This window comes from Amycolatopsis sp. NPDC004772 (assembly GCF_053601215.1).
Window position 1 is genome coordinate 1 of sequence record NZ_JBSGBK010000026.1, and the last position, 20,929, is coordinate 20,929.

The following is a 20,929-nucleotide window of genomic DNA, read 5'->3' on the forward strand; positions in this document are numbered from 1 at the left end:
GACAGCTCCACTTCACAACCGGAGGCCTTCACCTGTCAGCACGACAGGCCATCACCGGGTCACCTCAAGCCGGGACAACGTCCCTGGACATCACACCTAGAGGAAGGTCCCGCCCGCGGCTTCGGCCAGGCCGGCCCCGAACGCCGCGGCCGGGGTGTGGGCGCCGGGCTTGCCGTCACCGCGGGCGAGCCTGGCGGCCGTCTCGGCGACGACCGCCGCCGTGAAGTCCATGCCCTCGCCCGCGCGGAGCCAGCCTTCGCGCGTCGTGCCGTCCGGCCAGGTGACGACCGCGTGGCCCCAGGAGTGCGTGCGCGGGCGCGGAGCGGGCTTCGAGCGGATCGCGGCGAGCCGCCGGACGGCGAACCGGCGCACGACCGGGATCGCCACCAGCCGGCCGAGCAGCGGCACCAGCGCCCGGACCACCGGCGACACCGGCGCGAGTCCGGAGTAGACCGTGACGTCCGGCGTGCCGCTCGCGCGCTGGGCGGCGATCACCTCGCCCGAGGACGCCCCCGCCGCCGTCACCGACTCGCCGTCCGGCAGGGCGATGGTTCTGGGGGCCGCGCCGGGCTTGGCCCTGGTCAGGGCGTCGACGATGCTGGCGGCCAGCGCGACCCCCACGGCGCCTTCCTCGACGGCGACGGACGCCAGCGCGTCGACCCGCACCGTGGCCGGCGTCGGCTGTCCTTCGCACAGCTTCACCACGACGGCTTCGGTGGCCAGGACGCCGAAGCCGACCCCGGTCAGGAAGGTGCTGCCGCCGGCCTGGGCCTCTTCGTGCAGGTCGAGCAGCCGGGAGACGGCGACGAGGTCCGCGGCCAGGTCGAGGTAGTGGCCCCCGGGCAGGCACGCGCGGGCGATCGCGGGAGCCGTCGCCGCGTACTCGCCGATCGTGTTGATGACGACCGCCGGCCGTTGCCGCCGGATTTCCGCCGCGATGGCGTCGGCCCCGTCGGCGACGACGAACTTCCCGCCGAGCGCCTCGAGCCGTGCCCGGTCGCGCCCGACCAGCACGGCCGGCAGCCCGCGTGCGGTCAGTGCGGCGGTGACGGCCCGGCCGGTGCGGCCCGCTGCGCCAAGAACCCAGATCTCCACGGTTTCCTCCAGTGACGTCTCAGTGTGTCATCACCGAGGCTAGCATGTGATGACACACTGAGACGTCGGTTAGGCTGAACCGTGGCCAGATGGGATCCCGGGACCGCGGACCGGCTGCGGAAAGCCGCGCTGGAGCTGTACGCCGAGCACGGCTACGACGCCGTGACGATCACGCAGATCGCCGAGCGCGCCGGGATCACGCGCCGCTCGTACTTCCGCTACTTCCCCGACAAGCGCGAAGTCCTCTTCGCCGGCGCGGAACAGCTGCCGCCCGCGGTCGCCGAAGCGGTGCTCGCCGCCGAAGAAGGCGAGTCACCGCTTCGGACCGCGCTCACCGCGCTGGCCGAGGTCGGCACGCGGGTCACGCAGCTCGTCGACCCGTCACCGGAACGCCGGACGGTCATCGCGGCGACGCCCGAACTCCGCGAACGCGAGCGGAGCAAGGCCGCCGCGATCACGGCCGCGATCCGGGACGCCCTCGAACGCCGGGGCACCGCGCCCGAGCTGGCGAAACCGGCAGCCCAGGTCGCGGCGATCATCCTCGGCGACGCCTTCGACCGCTGGATCGACTCGGGCGGCGCCCACGACTTCCCGGCCTACCTCGACGCGGCCGCCGAAGCTTTCCGGGAGGCTTGCCGCTAGCCGCGCGCGTGGGCGTCCAGGATGTGCGCGACGGCCTCGGTGACCTGCTGCGCGTAGTCCAGGTGCAGCCACTCGTCCGGCACGTGGATGTTCGAGTCGGCTCCGCACGCGCCCGTCACCAGGAACTGCGCCTCTGGGAACTTCCGCGAGAGCAGGCCCATGAACGGGATCGAGCCGCCCATGCCGGTGGCGCGGTGGGGGCGGCCGAAGACCTCGTCGCTGACCGTGCGCAGGGCCGTCGTCAGCCACGGCGACTCCGTCGGCGCGTTCCAGCCGTTCTCCGCCTGCGGCGAGCCGAGCGTCACCTTCGCGCCGTACGGGACGTCCGTGGTCAGGGCGCGCTTCACGGCTTCGAGCGCCTTCTCGGCGTCGGCCGTCGGCGGGAGGCGGAAGCTCAGCGTCAACGTCGTGCTCTCGCGCAGGACGTTGCCGGCGTCGGCGGGCTTCGGGAAGCCGTCCGCACCGATCACCGACAGCGTCGGGCGCCACGCGTTGTTGAGCATCAGCTCCAGCGCGTCCTCGGTGATCACGCGACCACCCTCGACCAGCGGGAACGCCTTCGCCAGCGCCTCCGGGAAGTCCTGCGAGACGGCCTTGAGCTCGGAGAGCCGGTTCGCCGGGACGTCGACCTTGAGCTCGTCCAGCAGGAGTTCGCCGGTCGCGCTGTCCTCGAGGCGTTCGATCAGGTGACGCAGGATCCGGAACGAGCTCGCGACGACACCCGACGCGATGCCCGAGTGCTGCGCCGAACCCAGCAGCTGCACGGTGACGTCGAGGTGCAGCATCCCGCGCAGGCTCGTGACCAGCCACAACCGCTCGTAGTCGCTGCCGCCGGCGTCGAGGCAGATCACCAGCGACACCTCGCCGATCCGGTCGGCCAGGTGCTCGACGTAGGCGGGCAGGTCCGGGCTGCCGGACTCCTCGCCGGTCTCCAGCAGCAGCACGATGCGGGCGTGCTCGCCGCCGGCCGCGTGCACGGCTTCGATCGCCGTCGTCGCCGCGTAGCCGGAGTAGCCGTCGTCGACGGACCCGCGGCCGTACAGCCGGCCGTCGCGGATCACCGGGGTCCACGGGCCGAGGCCCTCGGACCAGCCGCCGACCGGGGGCTGCTTGTCGAGGTGGCCGTACATCAGGACGGTGCCCTTGTCCGCCGCGCCCGGAGTCGCCGGGACGTCGACGAGCAGCAGCGGGGTCCGGTCTTCGAGCTGGACGACCTCGAGGGTGGCGCCCGGCAGGTCCCGCCCGGCGATCCACGCGCGGACGTGGTCGACGGCGGCGGCGAGGTGGCCGCTGTTCGCCCAGTCGGCGTCGAAGGCCGGGGACAAGGCGGGGATCGCCACCAGTCCGGACAGGCTCGGGATGACGTCGCCGGTCCACGACGCCACTACGGATTCACGCACGGTTTTCTGCTCCACCCGGCCCATCGTGCCACGGGGGTCCGACAGTGCGGCACGTCACAACGTCGCCTTACGCCTCGTGAGTGGTAAGGCGGGTTAGAACGCGCCTTACCACTCACGAGCCTGGTGAGCGGGGCGGCCAAGTCCCTACTCTCGTAGGTCCGATGCTCGGGCTTCCTAGCGTTTCCCCTGTTCAGGGCCCCTTTCTCAGCAACAAATCAGCAACCGCGTCTCACCAAAGCGCGGACCTTCGTGCCAGGATGTCGGCGTGAACCGTCAACGCCGACGGTGACCGAGCGCTTCGGACCCGATGCGCTGGTCCCCGCCGGTGCAGTCGCTGTGGTCGCCACAAGCGGCCGCCAGAGGCACCGACACCGAGGAGTACTGCGCATGCCGTCCGAACAGTGGACGCACCCGGAGCCCGGAGACGGGCCGGCCGCCGTCGCGGCCCAGCCGTCCCCCGAGCAGGTGATCGCCGGATTGCGGGCAACCAGCGAAGGTGGCGCTGAGCTGACTCAGCTGCTCACCCCCGAAGGCGAACGGGTTCCCTCGCCCCAGTTCGACAAGTACGTCGAGGACGTCGACGCCGAAGCACTCCGCGGCCTCTACCGCGACATGGTGCTGGTCCGGCGGGCCGACCGCGAGGCCAACGCCATGCAGCGCCAGGGCCAGCTCGGCATCTGGGTCCCGCTGCTCGGCCAGGAGGCCGCGCAGATCGGCTCCGGCCGCGCGCTGAAGGCCCACGACATGGCGTTCCCCAGCTACCGCGAGCACGGCGTCGCGTATGCGCGCGGGGTCGACATGAAGGACCTGCTCGGCATCTTCCGGTGCACCGACCACAGCGGCTGGGACTACCGGCAGCACGGTTTCCACCCGTACACCATCGTGATCGGCAACCAGGTGCTCAACGCCGCCGGCTACGCGATGGGCCAGAAGTTCGAGGGCAAGGTCGGCGACGACGACGGCGAAGCGACCATCGTCTACTTCGGCGACGGCGCCACTTCGCAGGGTGACGTCCACGAGGGCTTCGTCTGGGCCGCCGTCTACGACGCCCCGCTCGTCTTCTTCTGCCAGAACAACCAGTGGGCCATCTCGGAGCCGACCGAGCGCCAGTCGCGCCTGCCGCTGTACCAGCGCGCCCGCGGCTACGGCTTCCCCGGCATCCGCGTCGACGGCAACGACGTCCTGGCCTGCCTGGCGGTGTCGCGCTGGGCGCTCGACGAGTGCCGGCACGGCAACGGCCCGGTGCTGATCGAGGCGTTCACCTACCGGATGGACGCGCACACGACCACCGACGACCCCACCCGCTACCGGCTCTCCGACGAGCTGGAGGAGTGGAAGCTCAAGGACCCGATCGAGCGCGTCCGCGCGTACCTGGCCCGCGGCGGCTACGCCGACCAGGCGTTCTTCGACAGCGTCCAGGCCGAGGCGGACACGTTCGCCGCCGACCTGCGCGAGTACACGTTCAACATGCCCGAACCACCGCCGGAGCGGATCTTCAGCAACGTCTACGCCGAGGGCAACCCGGTGCTGGACGCGCAGCGCGAAGAGTTCCTGTCCTACCTCGACGGCTTCGTATCGGCGGGTGAGCACTGATGTCCGACCTCCAGAAACTCACCATCGGCAAGGCCCTCAACCTCGGCCTGCGCCGCGCGATGGAAGAGGACCCGAAGGTCCTGATCATGGGCGAGGACGTCGGCAAGCTCGGCGGCGTCTTCCGGATCACCGACGGCCTGCAGAAGGACTTCGGCGAGCAGCGCGTGCTGGACACGCCGCTCGCGGAGTCGGGCATCATCGGCACCGCGGTCGGCCTGGCCGTGCGCGGCTTCCGGCCGGTCTGCGAGATCCAGTTCGAGGGCTTCATCTTCCCGGGCTTCGACCAGATTTCTTCGCAGCTGGCGAAGCTGCACTACCGGACGCAGGGCAAGATCAAGATGCCGGTCGTGATCCGGGTGCCGTTCGGCGGCGGGATCGGCGCGGTCGAGCACCACTCGGAGTCGCCGGAGTCGCTGTTCGCGCACATCCCGGGCCTCAAGGTCGTGTCCATTTCGAACGCCGTCGACGCCTACTGGGGCATCCAGGAGGCGATCAAGTCGGACGACCCGGTGCTGTTCTTCGAGCCGAAGCGGCTGTACCACTCGGGTGCGCTGCGGGCCGAAATCGACGTCACCGGCACCCCGGTTCCGGCGTTCTCCTCGCAGGTGGTGCGCGAAGGCACGACGGCGACGGTCGTCGCGTACGGCCCGTCGGTGAAGGTCGCCCTCGACGCGGCCGCCGCGGCCGAGGACGAAGGCAAGTCCCTCGAGGTCATCGACCTGCGCACGCTCTCGCCGCTGGACCTCGGCCCGGTGTTCGAGTCGGTGCGCAAGACCGGACGGCTGATCGCGCTGTCGGAAGCGCCCTCGGAGTCGTCGCTGACGTCGGAGATCGCCGCGCGCGTCCAGCAGGAGTGCTTCTACTCGCTGGAAGCGCCCGTCCTCCGGGTGACCGGGTTCGACACGCCGTACCCGCCGGCCAAGCTCGAGGAGCACTACCTCCCCGACCTGGACCGGGTGCTGCACGCCGTCGACCGCTCGCTCGCCTGGTAAGGGGGATTTCCGCGCAATGCCCACGTACAAGCAATTCCCCCTGGCCGACACGGCGGAGGGGCTGACCGAAGCCGACATCCTGTCCTGGCACGTGAAGCCGGGCGACACGGTGACGGTGAACCAGATCGTGGTCGAGATCGAGACCGCGAAGGCCGCCGTGGAGCTGCCGATCCCGTGGGCCGGGGTCGTCACGGAGCTGCACGTCGAGCCGGGCCAGACGGTGGAGGTCGGGACGCCGATCCTCACCATCGACGTCGACCCCGGCGGCGCGGCGGCGCCCGCTCCGGCCGCTGCCGCTCCGGCTCCCGCCGAGGAAGAGGAGATGAAGCCGCTGGTCGGCTACGGCTCCAAGACGGTGGTCACGCAGCGCCGGGCCCGCAAAGACCCCAATGTGGCGTTGGGTGCATCCAACGCACCGAACGCCACATTGGGTGCGTCCAAGGCAACCAACGCCACATTGGGGCGCTCGCCCCAGCCGTCCCCGCAGCCGGTTGCTCCGCGCGGCGGGTACGTCCCGCTGGCGAAGCCGCCGGTGCGGAAGCTGGCGAAGGAGCTCGGCGTCGACCTGCACGCGCTGACCGGCACCGCCGAGGGTGGCGTGATCACCCGCGACGACGTCGAGCGGGCTGCCAACGGAACTCCGGTCGTCACGGCCGTTGCGGACAACGGGTCCCGCGAGCGGCGCGTGCCGATCAAGGGCGTCCGGAAGATGACCGCGGCCGCGATGGTGCAGAGCGCGTACACCGCCCCGCACGTCACGGAGTTCCTGACCATCGACGTCACGCCGATGATGGAGTTCCGCGAGAAGCTGAAGAAGTCGCGGGAGTTCGCCGGGGTCAAGGTCACGCCGCTGACGTTCGCCGCGAAGGCCGTGTGCCTGGCGGCGAAGCGGACGCCGGACGTCAACGCCGTCTGGGACGAAGCGGCGCAGGAGATCGTCTACAAGGACTACGTCCACCTCGGGATCGCCGCGGCCACCCCGCGCGGCCTGATCGTGCCGAAGGTCCGGGACGCCGACTCGATGTCGCTGAAGGAGCTGGCTCAGGCGCTGACGGCCCTGACCGACACCGCCCGCGAGGGCAAGACGTCCCCGGCGGACATGGCGAACGGCACGATCACGATCACGAACGTCGGCGTGTTCGGCGTCGACACCGGAACGCCGATCATCAACCCGGGCGAGTCCGCGATCCTGTGCCTCGGCGCGATCAAGGACCAGCCGTGGGTGGTGGACGGCGAGATCAAGGTCCGCAAGGTCCTCCAGCTGTCGCTGAGCTTCGACCACCGAGTGGTCGACGGCCAGCAGGGCTCGGAGTTCCTCGCCGACGTCGGCGCCCTCCTGGCCGACCCGGCGATGGCCATGACGTACTGAGTTTCCGCAGGTGAGGGCCGTCTTCGGGCGGCCTTCACTTTTACCCATTTGACGGAGTGAGCACTCACTCCGCACACTGGTCGCATGACACCAGCACCCGAGACACGGCGCAGAGCGCCGAGCATGAGCGCCGAAGACCGGCGCGCCATGATCGTGCACGCGGTGCTGCCGCTCCTGATGGAGCACGGCACCGGCGTCACGACCAGCCAGATCGCCCGCGCCGCCGGCATCGGCGAGGGCACCATCTTCCGCGCGTTCAAGGACAAGGACGAGCTGTTCGACGCCTGCACCGCCGAGGTGCTGCGCCCCGACCACGTCCTCGACGCGATCGCCGAAATCCCCATCGAGCAGCCACTGGCGGATCGGCTCGTCGAGGCCGCCGAAGCGCTCGGCGCCCACTTCGAGCGGATGGGCGCGCTGATGGGCGCCCTGCACGCGTCCGGCCGCGTCCGGCACCGCGATCCCGAGCAGCGCCTGAAGAACCGCACGATGAAGGGCGGCCGCAGCGAGTCGATGGCCGCCATGCGCGGCGCGATCACCGAGCTGTTCGAACCCGAGAAGGACCGGCTGCGGCTGGCCCCCGAGCAGCTGGCCGCGCTGTTCCTGACTCTGCTGTTCGGCGGCCGCCGGATGGCTTCGGACGAGAACGCCGCCACCACGCGCCAGGTGGTCGACGTCTTCCTGCACGGCGCCGTGGAGGCTCGGTGATCCCGGGCGGTGGGGGCGGCATGGAGTTCATGCTGGCCCGGCGCGGCCGGCGCCGGCACGCCGTCACGGTGCCGGAAAGCGGGCTGACCGGGCCCGTCGACATTCCCGAACCGAAGCAGGACGACCAGCCGAAGGACCTGCGCTCGCGGCTGCGGCGCGCGAAGACGTCGGTGGCGGGCACGGTCCGCGGCCTGCCGAAGGTCGTCAAGCTGACCTGGCAGGCCAGCCCGGTCCTGACGATCCTCTTGGCGCTGATCACGCTGCTGTCCGGGCTCCTGCCGACGGTGACCGCGTACGTCGCGAAGCTGCTGCTCGACGCCGTCGTCGCGGCGATCCAGGGCAAGGGGACCACGGGCGACATCGTGAACGTCGCGCTGTTCCAGTTCGGCGTGCTCGCCGCGACCGCGATCAGCAGCGCGCTGACTTCGATCGCGCAGTCGCTGCTGCAGGAGCGCATGACGCTGACCATCCGCCACCAGGTGATGGCGCACGCGAGCGAGCTGCACCTCGCGTACTTCGAGGGGTCGGCGTCCTACGACATGCTGCGCCAGGCCGCGCAGGAAGCGCCGACGCGGCCGCTGTCGATGATGAACTCCGCGCTGGGGCTCGTGCGGACGCTGATCACGTTCGGCAGCATGATCGCGCTGCTCGTCGCGATCAGCCCGCTGCTGGCGCTGGTCGCGCTGGTGGCACCGATCCCGGCGTTCATCTCGCAGTCCAAGTACGGCTCGCGCGCGTTCTGGCTGACGTTCCTGATGTCGCCGATCAAGCGGCGGATGGACTACCTGTCTTCGCTGGTCACGACGGACACGTACGCCAAGGAGACGAAGCTGTTCGGGCTCGGCCCGTACTTCGTCGACCGCTTCCGGCGGCTGGGCGTGGTCTCGTACGAGCGGCAGCGGAAGCTGACGATCAACCGCAACATCAGCTCGACGGCTTGGGGCCTGCTGAGCACGCTCGCCGGCTCGGCGATCGCGCTGTACATCGCCCTGGAGGCGGTCGGCGGCCGGCTCACCCTGGGCGACCTGGCGTTGTACACGGCCGCGGCGACGTCCGTACAGACGTCGGTGTCCGGCCTGTTCACGGCGTTTTCCGGGATGTACGAGAACAACCTCTACCTGGACACGCTGTACCGGTTCCTGGACACGAAGCCGGAGATCACGGCGCCCGCGTCACCCCGGCCGTTCCCGTCCGTTGTGGACGGTCACATCAAATTCGATTCGGTGACCTTCGCCTACCCGGGTTCGGACGAGCCGGCGCTGGAGGACGTCAGCTTCGAGATCCGCCCGGGCGAGACGGTGGCGGTGGTCGGCCGCAACGGCGCGGGCAAGTCGACGCTGTTCAAGCTGCTGTGCCGGCTGTACGACCCGACCGGCGGCGTCATCCGCCTCGACGGCGTCGACATCCGCGAGTACGACCCGGTCGAGCTGCGCGCGCGGATCAGCGCGATGTTCCAGGACTACGTGACGTACCAGGGAACGGCGGCGGAGAACATCGGTCTGGGCGAACTCTCCCGGCTGGAGGATCGGCCGCACATCGAGGATTCGGCCCGCCGGGCCGGAGCGGACGAGCGCATCGAGCGGCTGCCGCAGGGCTACGACAGCCCGTTGGGTCGTTGGTTCGACCAAGGCGTCTCGCTGTCCGGCGGGGAGTGGCAGAAGATCGCGCTGGCTCGGGCGTTCCAGCGGGAGGCGCCGATCCTGATCCTCGACGAGCCGACGTCGGCGTTGGACGCCCAGGCTGAGCATGACCTGTTCTCGCGGTTGCGTTCGCTGTCCGAGGGGCGGACGACGCTGTACATCTCGCACCGGTTCTCGACCGTCCGGCAGGCGGAGCGGATTCTGCTGCTGGACCACGGGAAGGTGGCCGAGTACGGCACGCACGAGGAGCTGATGGCGGCGAAGGCGGGGTACGCCGAGCTGTTCACGCTGCAGGCGCGGGCGTACTTGGACGAGGTGCCGAGTTAGGGGATGAGCACGACCTTGCCGACCCCTTCGCGGCTCTCGACGCGCGCGTGCGCGGCGGCGACGTCGGCGAGGGGGTAGGTGCGGTCGAAGACCGGGGTCAGCGTGCCGTCCGCGACCAGGCCGAGTGCCTCGGCGCGGACGGCCGCGACCCGCTTGCCGTAGGCGTCCGGCCCGCCGAAGCCGATCAGGGTGAGGCCGCGGGCGATCAGGCCGGCGACGGGGAAGGTCGGGAATTCGCCGCTGAGCAGGCCGTAGGCGAGGATCCGGCCGTGCGGCGCGAGTTTCGCGAGGAGCTCGGCCGCGCGCGGGCCGCCGATCGACTCGAAGACGACGTCGATGCCGTCGGGGACCTGTGGCCGCCAGTCCGGGTCGTCGTGGTCGATGTCGGCTTTCCCCTTGCCGGCGGTCGTGACGACCCGGGCGCCTCTTTGTGCGGCCAGCCGCGCCAAGTACCCGCCGATCGCCCCGGACGCGGCTTCGACCAGCACGGTCTCGCCGGCTTCGAGGTCCGCGGTCTTGATCAAAGCGAGCGCCACGGAGGCCGGCACAGCGGCGGCGACGGCCTGTTCGGGCGTGAGCTCGTCCGGCACGAGCGTGTACTGGCCAGCGGCGACGAACTCGGCGTACGCACCCCCGGTGAAGGACACGGTGACGACCCGGCGCCCGCGCAGCGTTTCGTCATCGGCCTCGACGACGATTCCGGCGGCCTCGTGCCCGAAGATCGCCGGCGGACCGGCCGGGAGCACCCCGGATCGCAGCTGCATCTCGTAGAACGGCACCCCGATGGCCTCGGTCTTGATGAGGACTTCGCCGGCTTTCCGCGTCGGTTCGGGCCGGTCCTCGACCTTGAGCACTTCCGGGCCACCCGTGCCGTACTGCACCACCGCGCGCATCCGCGCCCCCTAACTGGACCGTCAGTCAACTTACGGTGGCCTACTATATGGACCGCCGGTCAACTTGTCGAGGAGTAGTCATGGAGCGCGCCGACGCGGCCCGGAACCGCCGCGCGATCCTGCGCGCGACGGAGGAGCTGTTGTCCTCCCACGAGTTGTCCGAGGTGTCGATGGACCGCGTCGCAGCGGCGGCCGGCGTCGGCAAGGGAACGGTGTTCCACCGCTTCGGCAACCGCGAAGGCCTGATGCGCGCGCTGGTGGAATCGCGAATCGAGTCGCTGTCTCTCGCCGTGGCTTCGGGACCGCCGCCGCTAGGCCCGGGCGCGCCCCCCGCTGCGCGCTTGGCGGCGTTCTTCGACGCGGTGATCGAGCTGGTCACGCGCAACGTCAAGGTGATGGCGGCGTTCGAGCAGGCGTCGTCGGACCGGCTGAACAGCCCGATCTACCTGGCGTGGCACGCGCACGTGTCAGGGCTGATCGCGTCGGCGTCGCCGTCCTTCGATGCGGACCTGATCGCGCACCTGCTGCTGGGCTCGCTGCACAGCGACTTGATGCTGCGGTTTTTGAAGACGGGCGAGACGGACCGGCTGGCCACCGGCCTGCGGTCGATGGTGACGACGCTGCTGCGCTAGCCGCCCGGGAGCAAAACGGACAGGTCGTTCGTTGGAGAGGGTATGGCTGTCGCGTTCCTGCTGTATGTGTTCGCCGAGATCGCCGCGATCTGGGCGGTGGGTTCGGCCGTCGGCGTCCTCGGCACGCTGGGCCTCCTCCTGGCGGGCGCGTTCCTGGGGTCGTGGCTGGCCCGCCGCGAAGGCGGCAAGGCCATGAGGGCATTCGTCGAGTCGGCCCGCCTGGGGCGCCCATCGGAGAAGGAACTCACCGACGGCATGCTGGTCGGGCTGGGCGGGGTACTGATCCTGGTGCCGGGGTTCGTTTCGGACGTCCTGGGATTGCTGCTGATCCTCCCGCCGTCGCGCGCGGTGGCGCGCCGGCTGTGGTTGAAGCGGATGGAGAAGCGCGCAGTCCGCTTCGCGAACCAGCGACGTGGGCCGGTGATGGTGGTTGATAGTGAGGTTGTGTCGCCGGACGAGCCGCGGCGGCGGGAGCAGCCTACGGTGATCGAAGGGCGTGTCATCGAAGGCTGACCAGCGGCGACGACACGCGAGCTGATGCTGCTAGGCGTTTGCACGTGCAGTCTCTAAGATCGAACGCGTGTTCGTGCTACGAGATTGCGGCCTCGACAGCCGAGACGGCATCCCGCAGCGGCACGTGCTCCCAGATGCGGACCACCTGCCAGCCCGCGTCTACAAGTGCTTCGGTAACCAGTTGGTCGCGGCTCATGTTGCGCCGGAGCTTCGGCGTCCAGTACCACTCGTTGCTGGTCGGGTGCCGTCCATGCTCTGGGCAGACGTGCCAGAAACAACCATCGACGAAGATCGCGACCTTACGCTTGGTGAAGACGATGTCTGGGCGGACACGCACGCCTTCGAGCACTATCGGCAGGTCCTTGCGGTACCGATAACCAAGCCGATGCAGCTCCTTGCGAAGAGTCACCTCAGGCTTGGTGTCAGTGCGCCTGTTGGCTCGCATGTTGCGAGAGCGGCCCTCGTTCGCCGCAGCGGGATAGGGCTTCGGCTTCGCTTTTCCATCAGCCGGCGGGGGTGTCACACGGCGCGCCATGCGCCAGATAGTCTCAGGCGCCACCTCGCCACGCCACCCTGGGAAGGACTCCGATGACCGGCGCAACCGACGACAGCTCCTTCGAAGTCGTTGAGCTCTGCGCTGGCGCAGGAGGGCAGGCCCTCGGCCTCGAGCTCGCCGGCTTCAAGCACCGGCTCGCTGTCGAGCTGGACCCAAACGCTTTCGAAACCCTGAAGAAGAACCTCTCCGGCAAGATCGAAGTCAACGAGGAGTGGCGGCCGATCGTTCAAATGGGCGACGTGGCCGATCCCGAGGTCTTCACCCCTGAGGATCACCGGGAAGTCGCTCTTCTAGCGGGAGGCGTCCCGTGCCCGCCGTTCACCATCGCCGGGAAACAGCTCGGCGCAAACGATGAACGTGACCTGTTCGCCTGGGCCGTGGAGCAGGTCGACAAGGTCCGGCCGCGCGCGCTCATGCTCGAGAACGTCCGCGGTCTCAGCTTGCCGCGTTTCTCGGGCTATCGCCAGTACGTCCTGGACCGCCTCGCGGAGTTCAAATACGTTGCTGAGTGGCGCCTGCTCAACGCCAGCGACTTCGGTGTTCCCCAGCTTCGGCCACGTTTTGTCCTGGTCGCCATGCAAGAAGATGACGCCAAGTACTTCAGATGGCCCGAACCCGAATCCGAGACGCTGACCGTGAGCGATGCCATCTCTGACCTCATGGGCGTCAACGGCTGGGAAGGTCTTGCGGAGTGGCAGAAGCTTGCCAACAAGATCGGCCCAACGATCGTCGGCGGGTCCAAGAAGCACGGCGGCGCAGATCTCGGCCCGACCCGCGCTAAGCGCGCTTGGGCCGAACTTGGCGTCGATGCCATGGGCGTTGCCAACTCCGCCCCGGCGAGAACAGACGAATTCCCAGCGCCTGGGCCAAAGCTGACGAACGAGATGGTTGCCCGCATCCAAGGCTGGCGCCCTGAGTACAAGTGGGAGTTCACCGGCCTGAAAACCTCCCGGTATCGCCAGATCGGGAACGCGTTCCCCCCTCCGGTTGCCAGAGCTGTTGGCTCGGCGATTATCAAGGCACTCAAGCACGAAGGAGACGTGGTCGCCCGGGACAACCCGAGCCATGATCCCGTGTACAAGGTACTTCGCGAGCAAGGCGGGCTTGTGCCCGCCAAACTTATCGTCGACCTGGCCGGGCTCCGGAATGGCATCCCGGAACTCGAGGAGAGAATCGCACAGCTTGGCCGCGACTTCCACATTGAATCCACGCCTACCAGCGACGACACGCTGGCTTATCAACTTGGCGAATTCAAGGCATTCATCGGCCAGGAAAACCATGAACGCCACGAGAAGTTCATTCAGAACCGATCGAAAATCAGTTAGGCCACGGCTTCTGCACATGTGCAAGCAATGCCCTGACGTCCGCAGTATCCATACCGGCAACTGCTGACTGTTCTTCGAATGGGTCCCCGAGCTTCTGAACCGAAGCATCATCAAGCAGCTTACCCATGAACTCAAGCTTCTCATTAAGCCTCTTTGCCACCACCTCATCGACTGTGCGCCTGGTGGCCAGGACAGTCACCCTGGTCTCCGCGTCCGGCGCAAGGCCAAGGCGGTGAATCCGGTCCAAGCTTTGCAGGAACCGGCCTGCCTGAAAATCTCGATCGACATACACAGCGTCATGGCAGACTTGGTGAAGGCTGATACCCTCACCCAGGGTTGCCGGATTGGAGATGAGGACCAAGCAGTCAGGATCGTTTCGGAAAAGATCAATCTGCTCTTCGCGTTCTGCGGTTCCCCCGTGCACAACAGCAGGCTGGAAGTCCTCCAAGAGCTTCTCCAGAGTACTGATACTGCGGACGAAACTGGCCCATACCAGAGTTTTCCGCCCCTTCGCCGAATTCTCCTTCACGATCGCGAGCACTTCTTGGTACTTCGGCGGCATCTCGTATTCCGAAAGCGAGCCGAGCAGGCTGTACAGAGGATCATCGGCGGGCACCTCCAAGGGTGGCACCCGAAGCGAGAGAGGTTCGTATTTCGTGGCTCCTTGAGCAAGAAGAGCCGGGCTGGTAGCAGCCATGATCAGCCGGAGCACGGTCTTGCCGATCGAGTCAAAGTCCGATTTGCTTCGCACGGCGCGCATCGTGAACCTCCCGACGATGGCATCGTAGATCTCCCGGTGCAGAGGCGGGAGGTCGACCATGCGCATCTTCACCGAAACCGGCGGTAAGCCGAGTTCCTGCTTGGTCGTCCTGGTGTAGAGCGGTTTGAGAACCCGGCTGGCATGAACCAGATTTCCACCGCCTACCGCGTCATTGACCACGCGTTTCCCACGTCCCGGCCAGACGAAAGCGAACAAGCTCTCAAGATCCTTTGGGCCGTTTGGAGCAGGAGTCCCGGTCAGGATCATTCTAGTCGTGCTCAGCGGCCCGAGAGCCATACACGCGGCTCCGTAGACTCCTGCGCTACCCAGCTTCATGCGATGCGCCTCGTCGAGGATCATCATCGTCGGCGCAGACTCGAGCCAATCGGTAATTACGCCGAGCGAACGATCAAGTCGTTCGTAATTCACCAGCAAGACGTCCGCTGCCAGCGAGCCCCTGCCATCGAACACCTGGACATCCAGGCCGCCGGCGAAGCACTTCTGGCTTTCCTCCTGCCAGGCTTCGTAAGCCGACTTCGGGCAAACGACCAGCATCCGCGTCACGTGGCCGCGCCGGCGCAAGATCGAAAACTCCGCCAACGCCACTCGTGTCTTGCCGGCACCAGGCACTGAAAAGTTCGCGCCGTGACCGAGCGAGACGAGCTTCGCTACGTCTCGGCGCTGGAAAGACGTGAGATCCCCGGACCACATAGGCTCAAGGGCGTCTGCGACCTCGCTGTCGCTTACGACCAGTTCGTCCACTTCGCCGGAGAGGAGACGCTCGGAGCGTTCCGCGTCTGCGATCATCTCCGTGGCGAGGACCTGGAAAGACTGTTCCCATGCGACGGAGTCGGGCTCGGGCCACTCAGCCAGAGCTTCAATGTTCCCGATGAACTCGTCGATGGGGACAGCGGCCGCTAGCCGTTCCGTCATCTGACCACCGGGAAACCCCGCCAGAAGGCTGGCGAGGTCTTCCCTGCGACGGCTCACGGTCTGCAGCCGCGCCTGAGTCCTCGTCAAATCGAACCCGATGATCAGGCTTGGCCCGCTTCGATGCACTCAGGTCTCCAGTTCAAGGACTTGACGCAGCCAGTCGACGCCTTCACTCGGCTCTTCCACAGTACGGGCCGCTTCAACCGCTAAGCTGCGCAAGCTGCGACGGAAGCCCATCACGGCGTCATTGAATGCCTCCTCGTCCAGCGCCCGTGATGCCCGCGACATGACCAGCTCAGTAACGCACTGATCGATCTCCGCCCGTGCGGTGTTCAGGCGGTCTGGCGCCGCTTGCTTCCGCTTCTGAAGCTGCGCCTGGCGCCCGGCCAGCCGGATTGCTTCGTTCACCGCCCCCTTCAGCTCACTGATCGGCTCGGCCGGCTGACCAGTCTCCAGCCCGGACGAGCTGATCTCTACGGCGCGCGCTTTGAGCACCGTGTTTGTCAGCTCCTTGGCGTTCGCGACATCGTTAGAGGAACCCTTCACAGAGAGACCCAGGCCTGGAATCGCGACTTTCTGCGACGACGGCTGCCCGGGCTTGAGCTTGGCGGGCAGCGTGTCGTTCAAATAACGAGACTGGAAATCTGCCTCGATGAACCGGACATCGGTCTTCGAGAAGCCGAGCATGATGGCCGCCAAGCGTGACTCTTTGGTCAGCTCGGCGCGATCACCGCTCGTTGCTTGATCCTTCAGGTAGCGGCGATGCAGCTCTTTGAGCTTCTCCTGATGATCTTCGAACGCTATGAGCGGAATCCGGCGGCCGTCCACCTCGCTGCGCTCTATCATCGACTTGATGCACGAGAAGACCCACTGGTCTTGCTTGCAAGCTGCCACCGTCGTCCGGAAGATGCCGGCGATCTTCGGTAGCGGCAGCCCCTGGCTTACCAGCTCGTCGATGGCCAGCAGGCGGTTAATGTACGAATAGTCGCGGCGGTGCTCCTTCCTGAGCTGCAACGACAGCTCGACGTCCCGGATGTCTGGCCAGTCACACGAGTCAGGCAGAACAGCAACCCGGATGGGTTGTTGCGGGCCCCCTAGCTTCAACAGGGCGGCCCGGCGCGTGTTGCCATTGACCAGAATGCCTTCCCGGGTGATCAGCCCAGGCTCGGTCTGCTCGTAGTTGCGGAGGCTCTCGAGGAGTTCCGTAAAGGTTGGGTCGGTCCTGCCGGGATCTGAGGGCAGTGCCTGCAGCAGGTAGCCGAGGTACTCCTGGCTCTCAGTGCTCCACGGGGCCTCATCGACGAGACGGTCGCGCTCGGGGTCATGGCTGCGTTGCGCACGAACCCGATGGGTCGCCGGGTTGTAGTAGAGGTCGCCCACGGCCATCTGGATCACATCCAGATGTACCTGATTACCACGCCAGTCGACGCTCTGCGTTTCACGAGCGCCGCCTCGGGCATCGATCTCCTTGAGACGACGCTCTACGACAGCGCGGTTCTCATCAGCTCGAGGCGGCCGACCGTAATCCTTGATCATGCATTCTCCTGTACCACCAACGCGCCACCGACGAAGAACGATAACCGGAGCCGGCACACAGCTCAGGCCAAGCCCAAGAACTCACGCAGAGCTGCGCGAGCGTCAGCAGGCAAAGCCCGGTATTCGGCCCAGACTCGTTCCACGGGACTGAACGGCCGCTCGCCCGCGTCCATCCAACCAGCAAGAAGCTCACGATCGTCCGGGCTCAGCGCGCCGGCCCGCTCGACTACTGCGGACAGGTCCGCAGTGAGGTCCTTGGCGCCAACCCGGCATCGGTTGCACTCTGTGATCAGCTGCACTTCACTGCCGCCGCCAGGCAACAGCACTTCGCGGCGGGCAATATCCAGCTGTGCCCCCTCGAAGGTGCCCGCGTAGAGCTGGCCGGGGGTGATTCCGCACGACCGGCACATATTGCTGTCACCGGAGATCACCTCGCGACGCCGAACCGCGCCGATAGCCGGCGCTGATGCAGGCCGGGAAGCCATTCCCTTTTCCCAGACAGGCTGACCGCGCGTCACGAAACGCTGCTGCGCCGAAGTGAGCAGGGGGTCTTCCCTGTTGGTGTCGATGCGCCAGCCGAAACTTCGCAGGTCACGCATCCGGCGATCGATTTGCGAAACCCCAGGAAAGGCGGCACGCATCTGCTCCTTGGTGAACTCGTTCCCCTCACCCACCTCAGAAATCAACCACAAGGCGACGCGCTTCATCGTCCCGAGGTTCGGGTCTTCCCACGACGGTAGCAATAGCTTGCCCTTACTTTCTGTGCGCGCACATTAGCTGAGAGCACACGGCTCGGCTGAGATGTTCACGCGGCCGGACACTGTTAACCCTTTGTAGCACGGAAGCGGCAGCACGCCTCGTCGAAGGTGTTTACAGAATCATCGGCTACCGCGAACCAGGAACGCGGGCAGCCCGGCGGCGAGACATGATCATTTTGGCAGATTATTTGGTTGAAGTCTCAATCAGACAGTTGGTTCTCCCGCCCAGGCCGGGGAGACATGCGCGACATCTCTCGTCCTTGACCTGCACATTCTCGCCCCCTTCAAGCGGGACCCATGCTTCATGACTGCCTGATTGCAGATTGTTGACAACCTACAATCAGGCAGCCTGATCACAAAGGCACTACAAGTAAGCCCCGGCAGACCGCCTTCACTGCTTCGACGTCCCGAAGGCACAACGCGCCGCGAAGCAGTGAAGAGACCCGTGGCGCAGCAGACTGCGGTAGGCTGCCTGAGACTCAACTGTTCGCAAAGTTCTTCGCTGACACGGAAGGAGCACCATCTGAGACCGGCTTCGACCCGTGGCCACGAGACGTACGAGCTCCGAGCGCAACCTTGGCCAACAACTCCACTACGCATGCGCTGGACAGCAATCCGGATAAGCAACCCAGCCAAGCCGCCAGGCGAGCAGCAACCGCTACTCGTTTCTATTAAGCGCACCCGAAAGACAGTGGACATCATGAGATTAGGTCACATGGGAGGGCGATACCCCTCAGATGCCACGGCGGCACAGCGACAACTTGCTGACGCCCTCTTGTCGCTGTGCCGATGCATGGCACCTCGGACCCAAGCGGAGAGGGCTGCGAAGATCTGGATTTCCACTCCGGCGCTGTCGCTTTACGTCAACGCACACAGGGTCCCCTCCATTGCAGTGCTGCGATCGATGTACGAGCTGGCAACGAAGAGCGGCAGAGCGCACCTGATCTGCACTTGGGAGGAGCTCGTCGAGCTGCGCGCGCTCGCGAAGCTGAGCACCCAGAAGAATCGAACCCAGAAGAAGCCGAGTGCCCGGGAGGCGAGTGCCAGGAAGGCGAGCTCCCGTCAGAAGGTCAGGCCATGAGGCTTCGTGATGCAGCCCGCATCAAGGACCGGCGCAACGCGATTCAGCCACTCAAGCCGACCGGCGCAACGTAAAGAGCAACTTGCCGCCTACATCGACACGCATAGCGGCGACAAGTTGCCGCACCGGCCTCTGCGTCCCGCGCGTCGAGTGCCGTACGGGGGCCGGAAGGACAGCCGCTGAAGTACTCACCGCAAACCAGCAGATGACCGCACCTGAGCGAGGCGGCACCAAGCTGCCTTCGAGAGGCATTGCGATTCTCGCGAGGACTTCTGTCAATGCGATTTCTCCCACAGTGATGCCGGTATTCGGCGCGGCACGGCCTGCCGCACCGAAGTATCAGTTTCAGCGGTATCAGTTTCAACCGAAGACGGTCACACACAGTAACACCGTCATACGAAAGTGAGGTGAACATGTGTAGTTGCCGGGCCAGGCACTCAACGTCCAGGACGCGACCTCGGCCACACAGAATGCGAGCTGATCCTGACGGACCAAATCGCAGAAGGCGTCCAGCGATGACATGCGATCGTCTGGGTGCGATCGGGGAAGGCCAGCCGGCCATGCCGGACAGCAGTCGCGGCGGACCTTCCCCTTCCAGGAACCCCTCTAGCTGCCTGAACAAGTAAGGAGCCCTGTTGACCAAGTCTACGGGTCAGACGCGGAGGATGCGTCTCCATACGGCGAGCATCACGCGTTCTGGTAAGCGGACATCGCTCACCAGAACGGTGCACGGTGCGAGCACGGCGTCCCGGGAGCCGAGCTGGCCAGGATTTCTCGTCCGCGGAGCCTTCTTCGGGCTGGGCAAGGCCGGCGCCGAGTGGGTGATTCACGCGGTCTTCTCCCTCTGGAGCTGAACAGGACGGGTAGGGTCTGCCGCAGCCGGCGGACCCTACCTGTCCACGGATGGCTTGGGGATGTCGAAGTAGCTGGAGAACCGCACCGCGGGGGCGTACTCGCCCTTCACCTTCACGCGGCCCGTCACGAACATCGCTGCCACTGCCGCGTTGCCCGTGGCCATCCTGATGAAGTCGTCCACCGACAGCGTGATCGTCGTGTCCGGCGTCCGGGACAGGTCCGTCGATGACACGCACACGCCGTCCTCGATGACCGTTTGAAAACGGTCGTAGCCGTCCTCTCCGGTGCCCTCCGAAAAGCGCCACGAAACTACTATGTCGACGTGGCGGGCACGCGACGGCGAGAAATGCTCCGACATTCGGCGAAAGATCTCGTCCAAAAACACCGATCGCAGCTCGGCATGAGACGCGATGGCCTTCAGCTGCTCGCGGGATGCCTTGCGGACCACGTCCACCAGGACGTCCGTCGACAGGGAACTCAGCTCGATGCCGGCGCCCGCGGAGCCCAGCATGTGCAACGTTTCCAGGACCTGGACGAACTGGGACGGCGTCAGGCGGCTGATGACCAGCTTCTCCGCGAACGCGTTCACCGCGTGGCCGCCGCGAAGGGTGCGGGGGCGGCGCCATCTCGCGTTTCGGGGCACGGGCGGACTATACGGGTTTTGGTAAGTCGAAGAAACCGATCAGCCCCGCCGCGAAGGCGAGGTCACCTTTTACCTTGATTCTTCCCGTGACGAACAACACCGCCGGGGTTGCTTGGTGCGTGATGAGACGGAAGAAGTCGGCCGGGGCGATGGTGATCGTTACTCGCGGGGTGGCGTGCATCGACCTGCTCACCGTGCAGGACCCGTGGGCGATCGTCGTCTCGTAGCGGTCGAAGCCGCCCTCTCCCGCTCCTCCCGACAGGCGCCAGTGGACCACCGCCTGCACGTCGCGGGCTCGGTCCGGTCTGATGTGGGCGCCCATGCGGGCGAAGATCTCGTCCAGCACGCGCTCTCGCAGGGCCCTGTCCGCGACGACGCTCTCCAGCTGCGCACGCGACGCCGAGGCCACCAGGGACGCGAAGCGGGCCGGCTCGACCTTGCTCAGGTCGAACGCCGGTGCGCGGGATGCCAGCGTGAGCAGGACATTCAGGAACCGGCGGAAGTCGTCCTTGCGGAGCTCGGCCGGGTCGAGGGCTTCGACGAGGGTGTTGACGTCGAGGGCGTGGGCCTCCGGGCCCAGCGGGTCGAGCCGCTCCAGGGCGTCGAGCAGTGCCGTGCCGCGGAGCTCCGCGATCCGATCGGCGCTGGTCATCCCGGCGTTTTCGGCCATGGTCACCC

At 66.9% G+C, this 20,929-nt stretch carries 18 protein-coding genes; 9 read left to right on the plus strand and 9 right to left on the minus strand.

All coding sequences use genetic code 11. The features are described from left to right. Positions 1-96: 96 nt before the first annotated feature. Positions 97-1,095, minus strand: coding sequence for a hypothetical protein (locus ACWEF6_RS17795; RefSeq protein WP_449683935.1), 999 nt, complete (start codon positions 1,093-1,095; stop codon positions 97-99). Positions 1,096-1,176: 81 nt separating this feature from the next. Here ACWEF6_RS17795 and ACWEF6_RS17800 point away from each other — a divergent pair, with 81 nt between their 5' ends. Then, positions 1,177-1,737, plus strand: coding sequence for a TetR/AcrR family transcriptional regulator (locus ACWEF6_RS17800; RefSeq protein WP_310969624.1), 561 nt, complete (start codon positions 1,177-1,179; stop codon positions 1,735-1,737). Here ACWEF6_RS17800 and ACWEF6_RS17805 read toward each other — a convergent pair. Then, the gene (locus ACWEF6_RS17805) at positions 1,734-3,152 is read right to left on the minus strand and encodes a M20/M25/M40 family metallo-hydrolase (protein WP_449683936.1); all 1,419 of its coding nucleotides are present in this window, start codon (positions 3,150-3,152) and stop codon (positions 1,734-1,736) included. The two genes, ACWEF6_RS17800 and ACWEF6_RS17805, sit on opposite strands and share 4 nt — an antisense overlap. Before the next feature lie 372 nt (positions 3,153-3,524). On the opposite strand from ACWEF6_RS17805, the gene pdhA reads away from it, so the two are divergent. From pdhA to ACWEF6_RS17830, 5 genes are all read left to right on the plus strand, one after another. Further along, complete coding sequence (pdhA, locus tag ACWEF6_RS17810; protein WP_310969626.1) at positions 3,525-4,730, plus strand: pyruvate dehydrogenase (acetyl-transferring) E1 component subunit alpha; 1,206 nt, start codon at positions 3,525-3,527, stop codon at positions 4,728-4,730. Further along, complete coding sequence (locus tag ACWEF6_RS17815; protein WP_449677812.1) at positions 4,730-5,722, plus strand: alpha-ketoacid dehydrogenase subunit beta; 993 nt, start codon at positions 4,730-4,732, stop codon at positions 5,720-5,722. Before pdhA ends, ACWEF6_RS17815 begins: the two co-directional genes overlap by 1 nt. 16 nt (positions 5,723-5,738) lie before the next feature. Continuing rightward, positions 5,739-7,091, plus strand: a complete 1,353-nt coding sequence (locus ACWEF6_RS17820; protein WP_449683937.1) for a dihydrolipoamide acetyltransferase family protein — start codon at positions 5,739-5,741, stop codon at positions 7,089-7,091. 123 nt (positions 7,092-7,214) lie between these two features. Continuing rightward, the gene (locus ACWEF6_RS17825) at positions 7,215-7,799 is read left to right on the plus strand and encodes a TetR/AcrR family transcriptional regulator (RefSeq protein WP_449683938.1); all 585 of its coding nucleotides are present in this window, start codon (positions 7,215-7,217) and stop codon (positions 7,797-7,799) included. Between the two features lie 20 nt (positions 7,800-7,819). Next, positions 7,820-9,766, plus strand: a complete 1,947-nt coding sequence (locus ACWEF6_RS17830) for an ABC transporter ATP-binding protein (protein WP_449683939.1) — start codon at positions 7,820-7,822, stop codon at positions 9,764-9,766. Here ACWEF6_RS17830 and ACWEF6_RS17835 read toward each other — a convergent pair. Beyond that, positions 9,763-10,659, minus strand: a complete 897-nt coding sequence (locus ACWEF6_RS17835) for a quinone oxidoreductase family protein (RefSeq protein WP_449683940.1) — start codon at positions 10,657-10,659, stop codon at positions 9,763-9,765. The two genes, ACWEF6_RS17830 and ACWEF6_RS17835, sit on opposite strands and share 4 nt — an antisense overlap. A gap of 80 nt (positions 10,660-10,739) precedes the next feature. On the opposite strand from ACWEF6_RS17835, the gene ACWEF6_RS17840 reads away from it, so the two are divergent. Both ACWEF6_RS17840 and ACWEF6_RS17845 read left to right on the plus strand, forming a co-directional pair. After that, complete coding sequence (locus ACWEF6_RS17840; protein WP_449683941.1) at positions 10,740-11,291, plus strand: TetR/AcrR family transcriptional regulator; 552 nt, start codon at positions 10,740-10,742, stop codon at positions 11,289-11,291. A gap of 42 nt (positions 11,292-11,333) precedes the next feature. Then, positions 11,334-11,804: an FxsA family protein gene (locus ACWEF6_RS17845; protein ID WP_449683942.1), complete on the plus strand. Its 471-nt coding sequence runs from the start codon at positions 11,334-11,336 to the stop codon at positions 11,802-11,804. A gap of 76 nt (positions 11,805-11,880) precedes the next feature. Here the strand turns inward: ACWEF6_RS17845 and ACWEF6_RS17850 are convergent, their stop codons facing one another. Then, positions 11,881-12,339 carry a very short patch repair endonuclease gene (locus ACWEF6_RS17850; RefSeq protein WP_449683943.1) on the minus strand — a complete coding sequence of 153 codons (459 nt, stop codon included), beginning with the start codon at positions 12,337-12,339 and terminating at the stop codon, positions 11,881-11,883. A 53-nt stretch (positions 12,340-12,392) separates the two neighbouring features. On the opposite strand from ACWEF6_RS17850, the gene ACWEF6_RS17855 reads away from it, so the two are divergent. After that, positions 12,393-13,685, plus strand: coding sequence for a DNA cytosine methyltransferase (locus tag ACWEF6_RS17855; RefSeq protein ID WP_449683944.1), 1,293 nt, complete (start codon positions 12,393-12,395; stop codon positions 13,683-13,685). Here the strand turns inward: ACWEF6_RS17855 and ACWEF6_RS17860 are convergent. The 5 genes from ACWEF6_RS17860 to ACWEF6_RS17880 form a co-directional block, all read right to left on the minus strand. Next, a complete protein-coding gene (locus tag ACWEF6_RS17860) occupies positions 13,678-15,504 on the minus strand; it encodes a DEAD/DEAH box helicase (RefSeq protein ID WP_449683945.1) in 1,827 nt (608 codons plus the stop codon). The genes ACWEF6_RS17855 and ACWEF6_RS17860 overlap by 8 nt on opposite strands. Then, positions 15,505-16,914, minus strand: coding sequence for a transcriptional regulator (locus ACWEF6_RS17865; RefSeq protein ID WP_449683946.1), 1,410 nt, complete (start codon positions 16,912-16,914; stop codon positions 15,505-15,507). Positions 16,915-16,976: 62 nt separating this feature from the next. After that, complete coding sequence (locus ACWEF6_RS17870) at positions 16,977-17,621, minus strand: hypothetical protein (RefSeq protein WP_449683947.1); 645 nt, start codon at positions 17,619-17,621, stop codon at positions 16,977-16,979. Between the two features lie 2,021 nt (positions 17,622-19,642). Then, entirely contained in the window at positions 19,643-20,197 is a 555-nt protein-coding gene (locus ACWEF6_RS17875; RefSeq protein ID WP_449684011.1) for an SCP2 sterol-binding domain-containing protein, read from the minus strand. 61 nt (positions 20,198-20,258) lie between these two features. Further along, complete coding sequence (locus tag ACWEF6_RS17880; RefSeq protein ID WP_449683948.1) at positions 20,259-20,921, minus strand: SCP2 sterol-binding domain-containing protein; 663 nt, start codon at positions 20,919-20,921, stop codon at positions 20,259-20,261. Between the last annotated feature and the right edge of the window lie 8 nt (positions 20,922-20,929).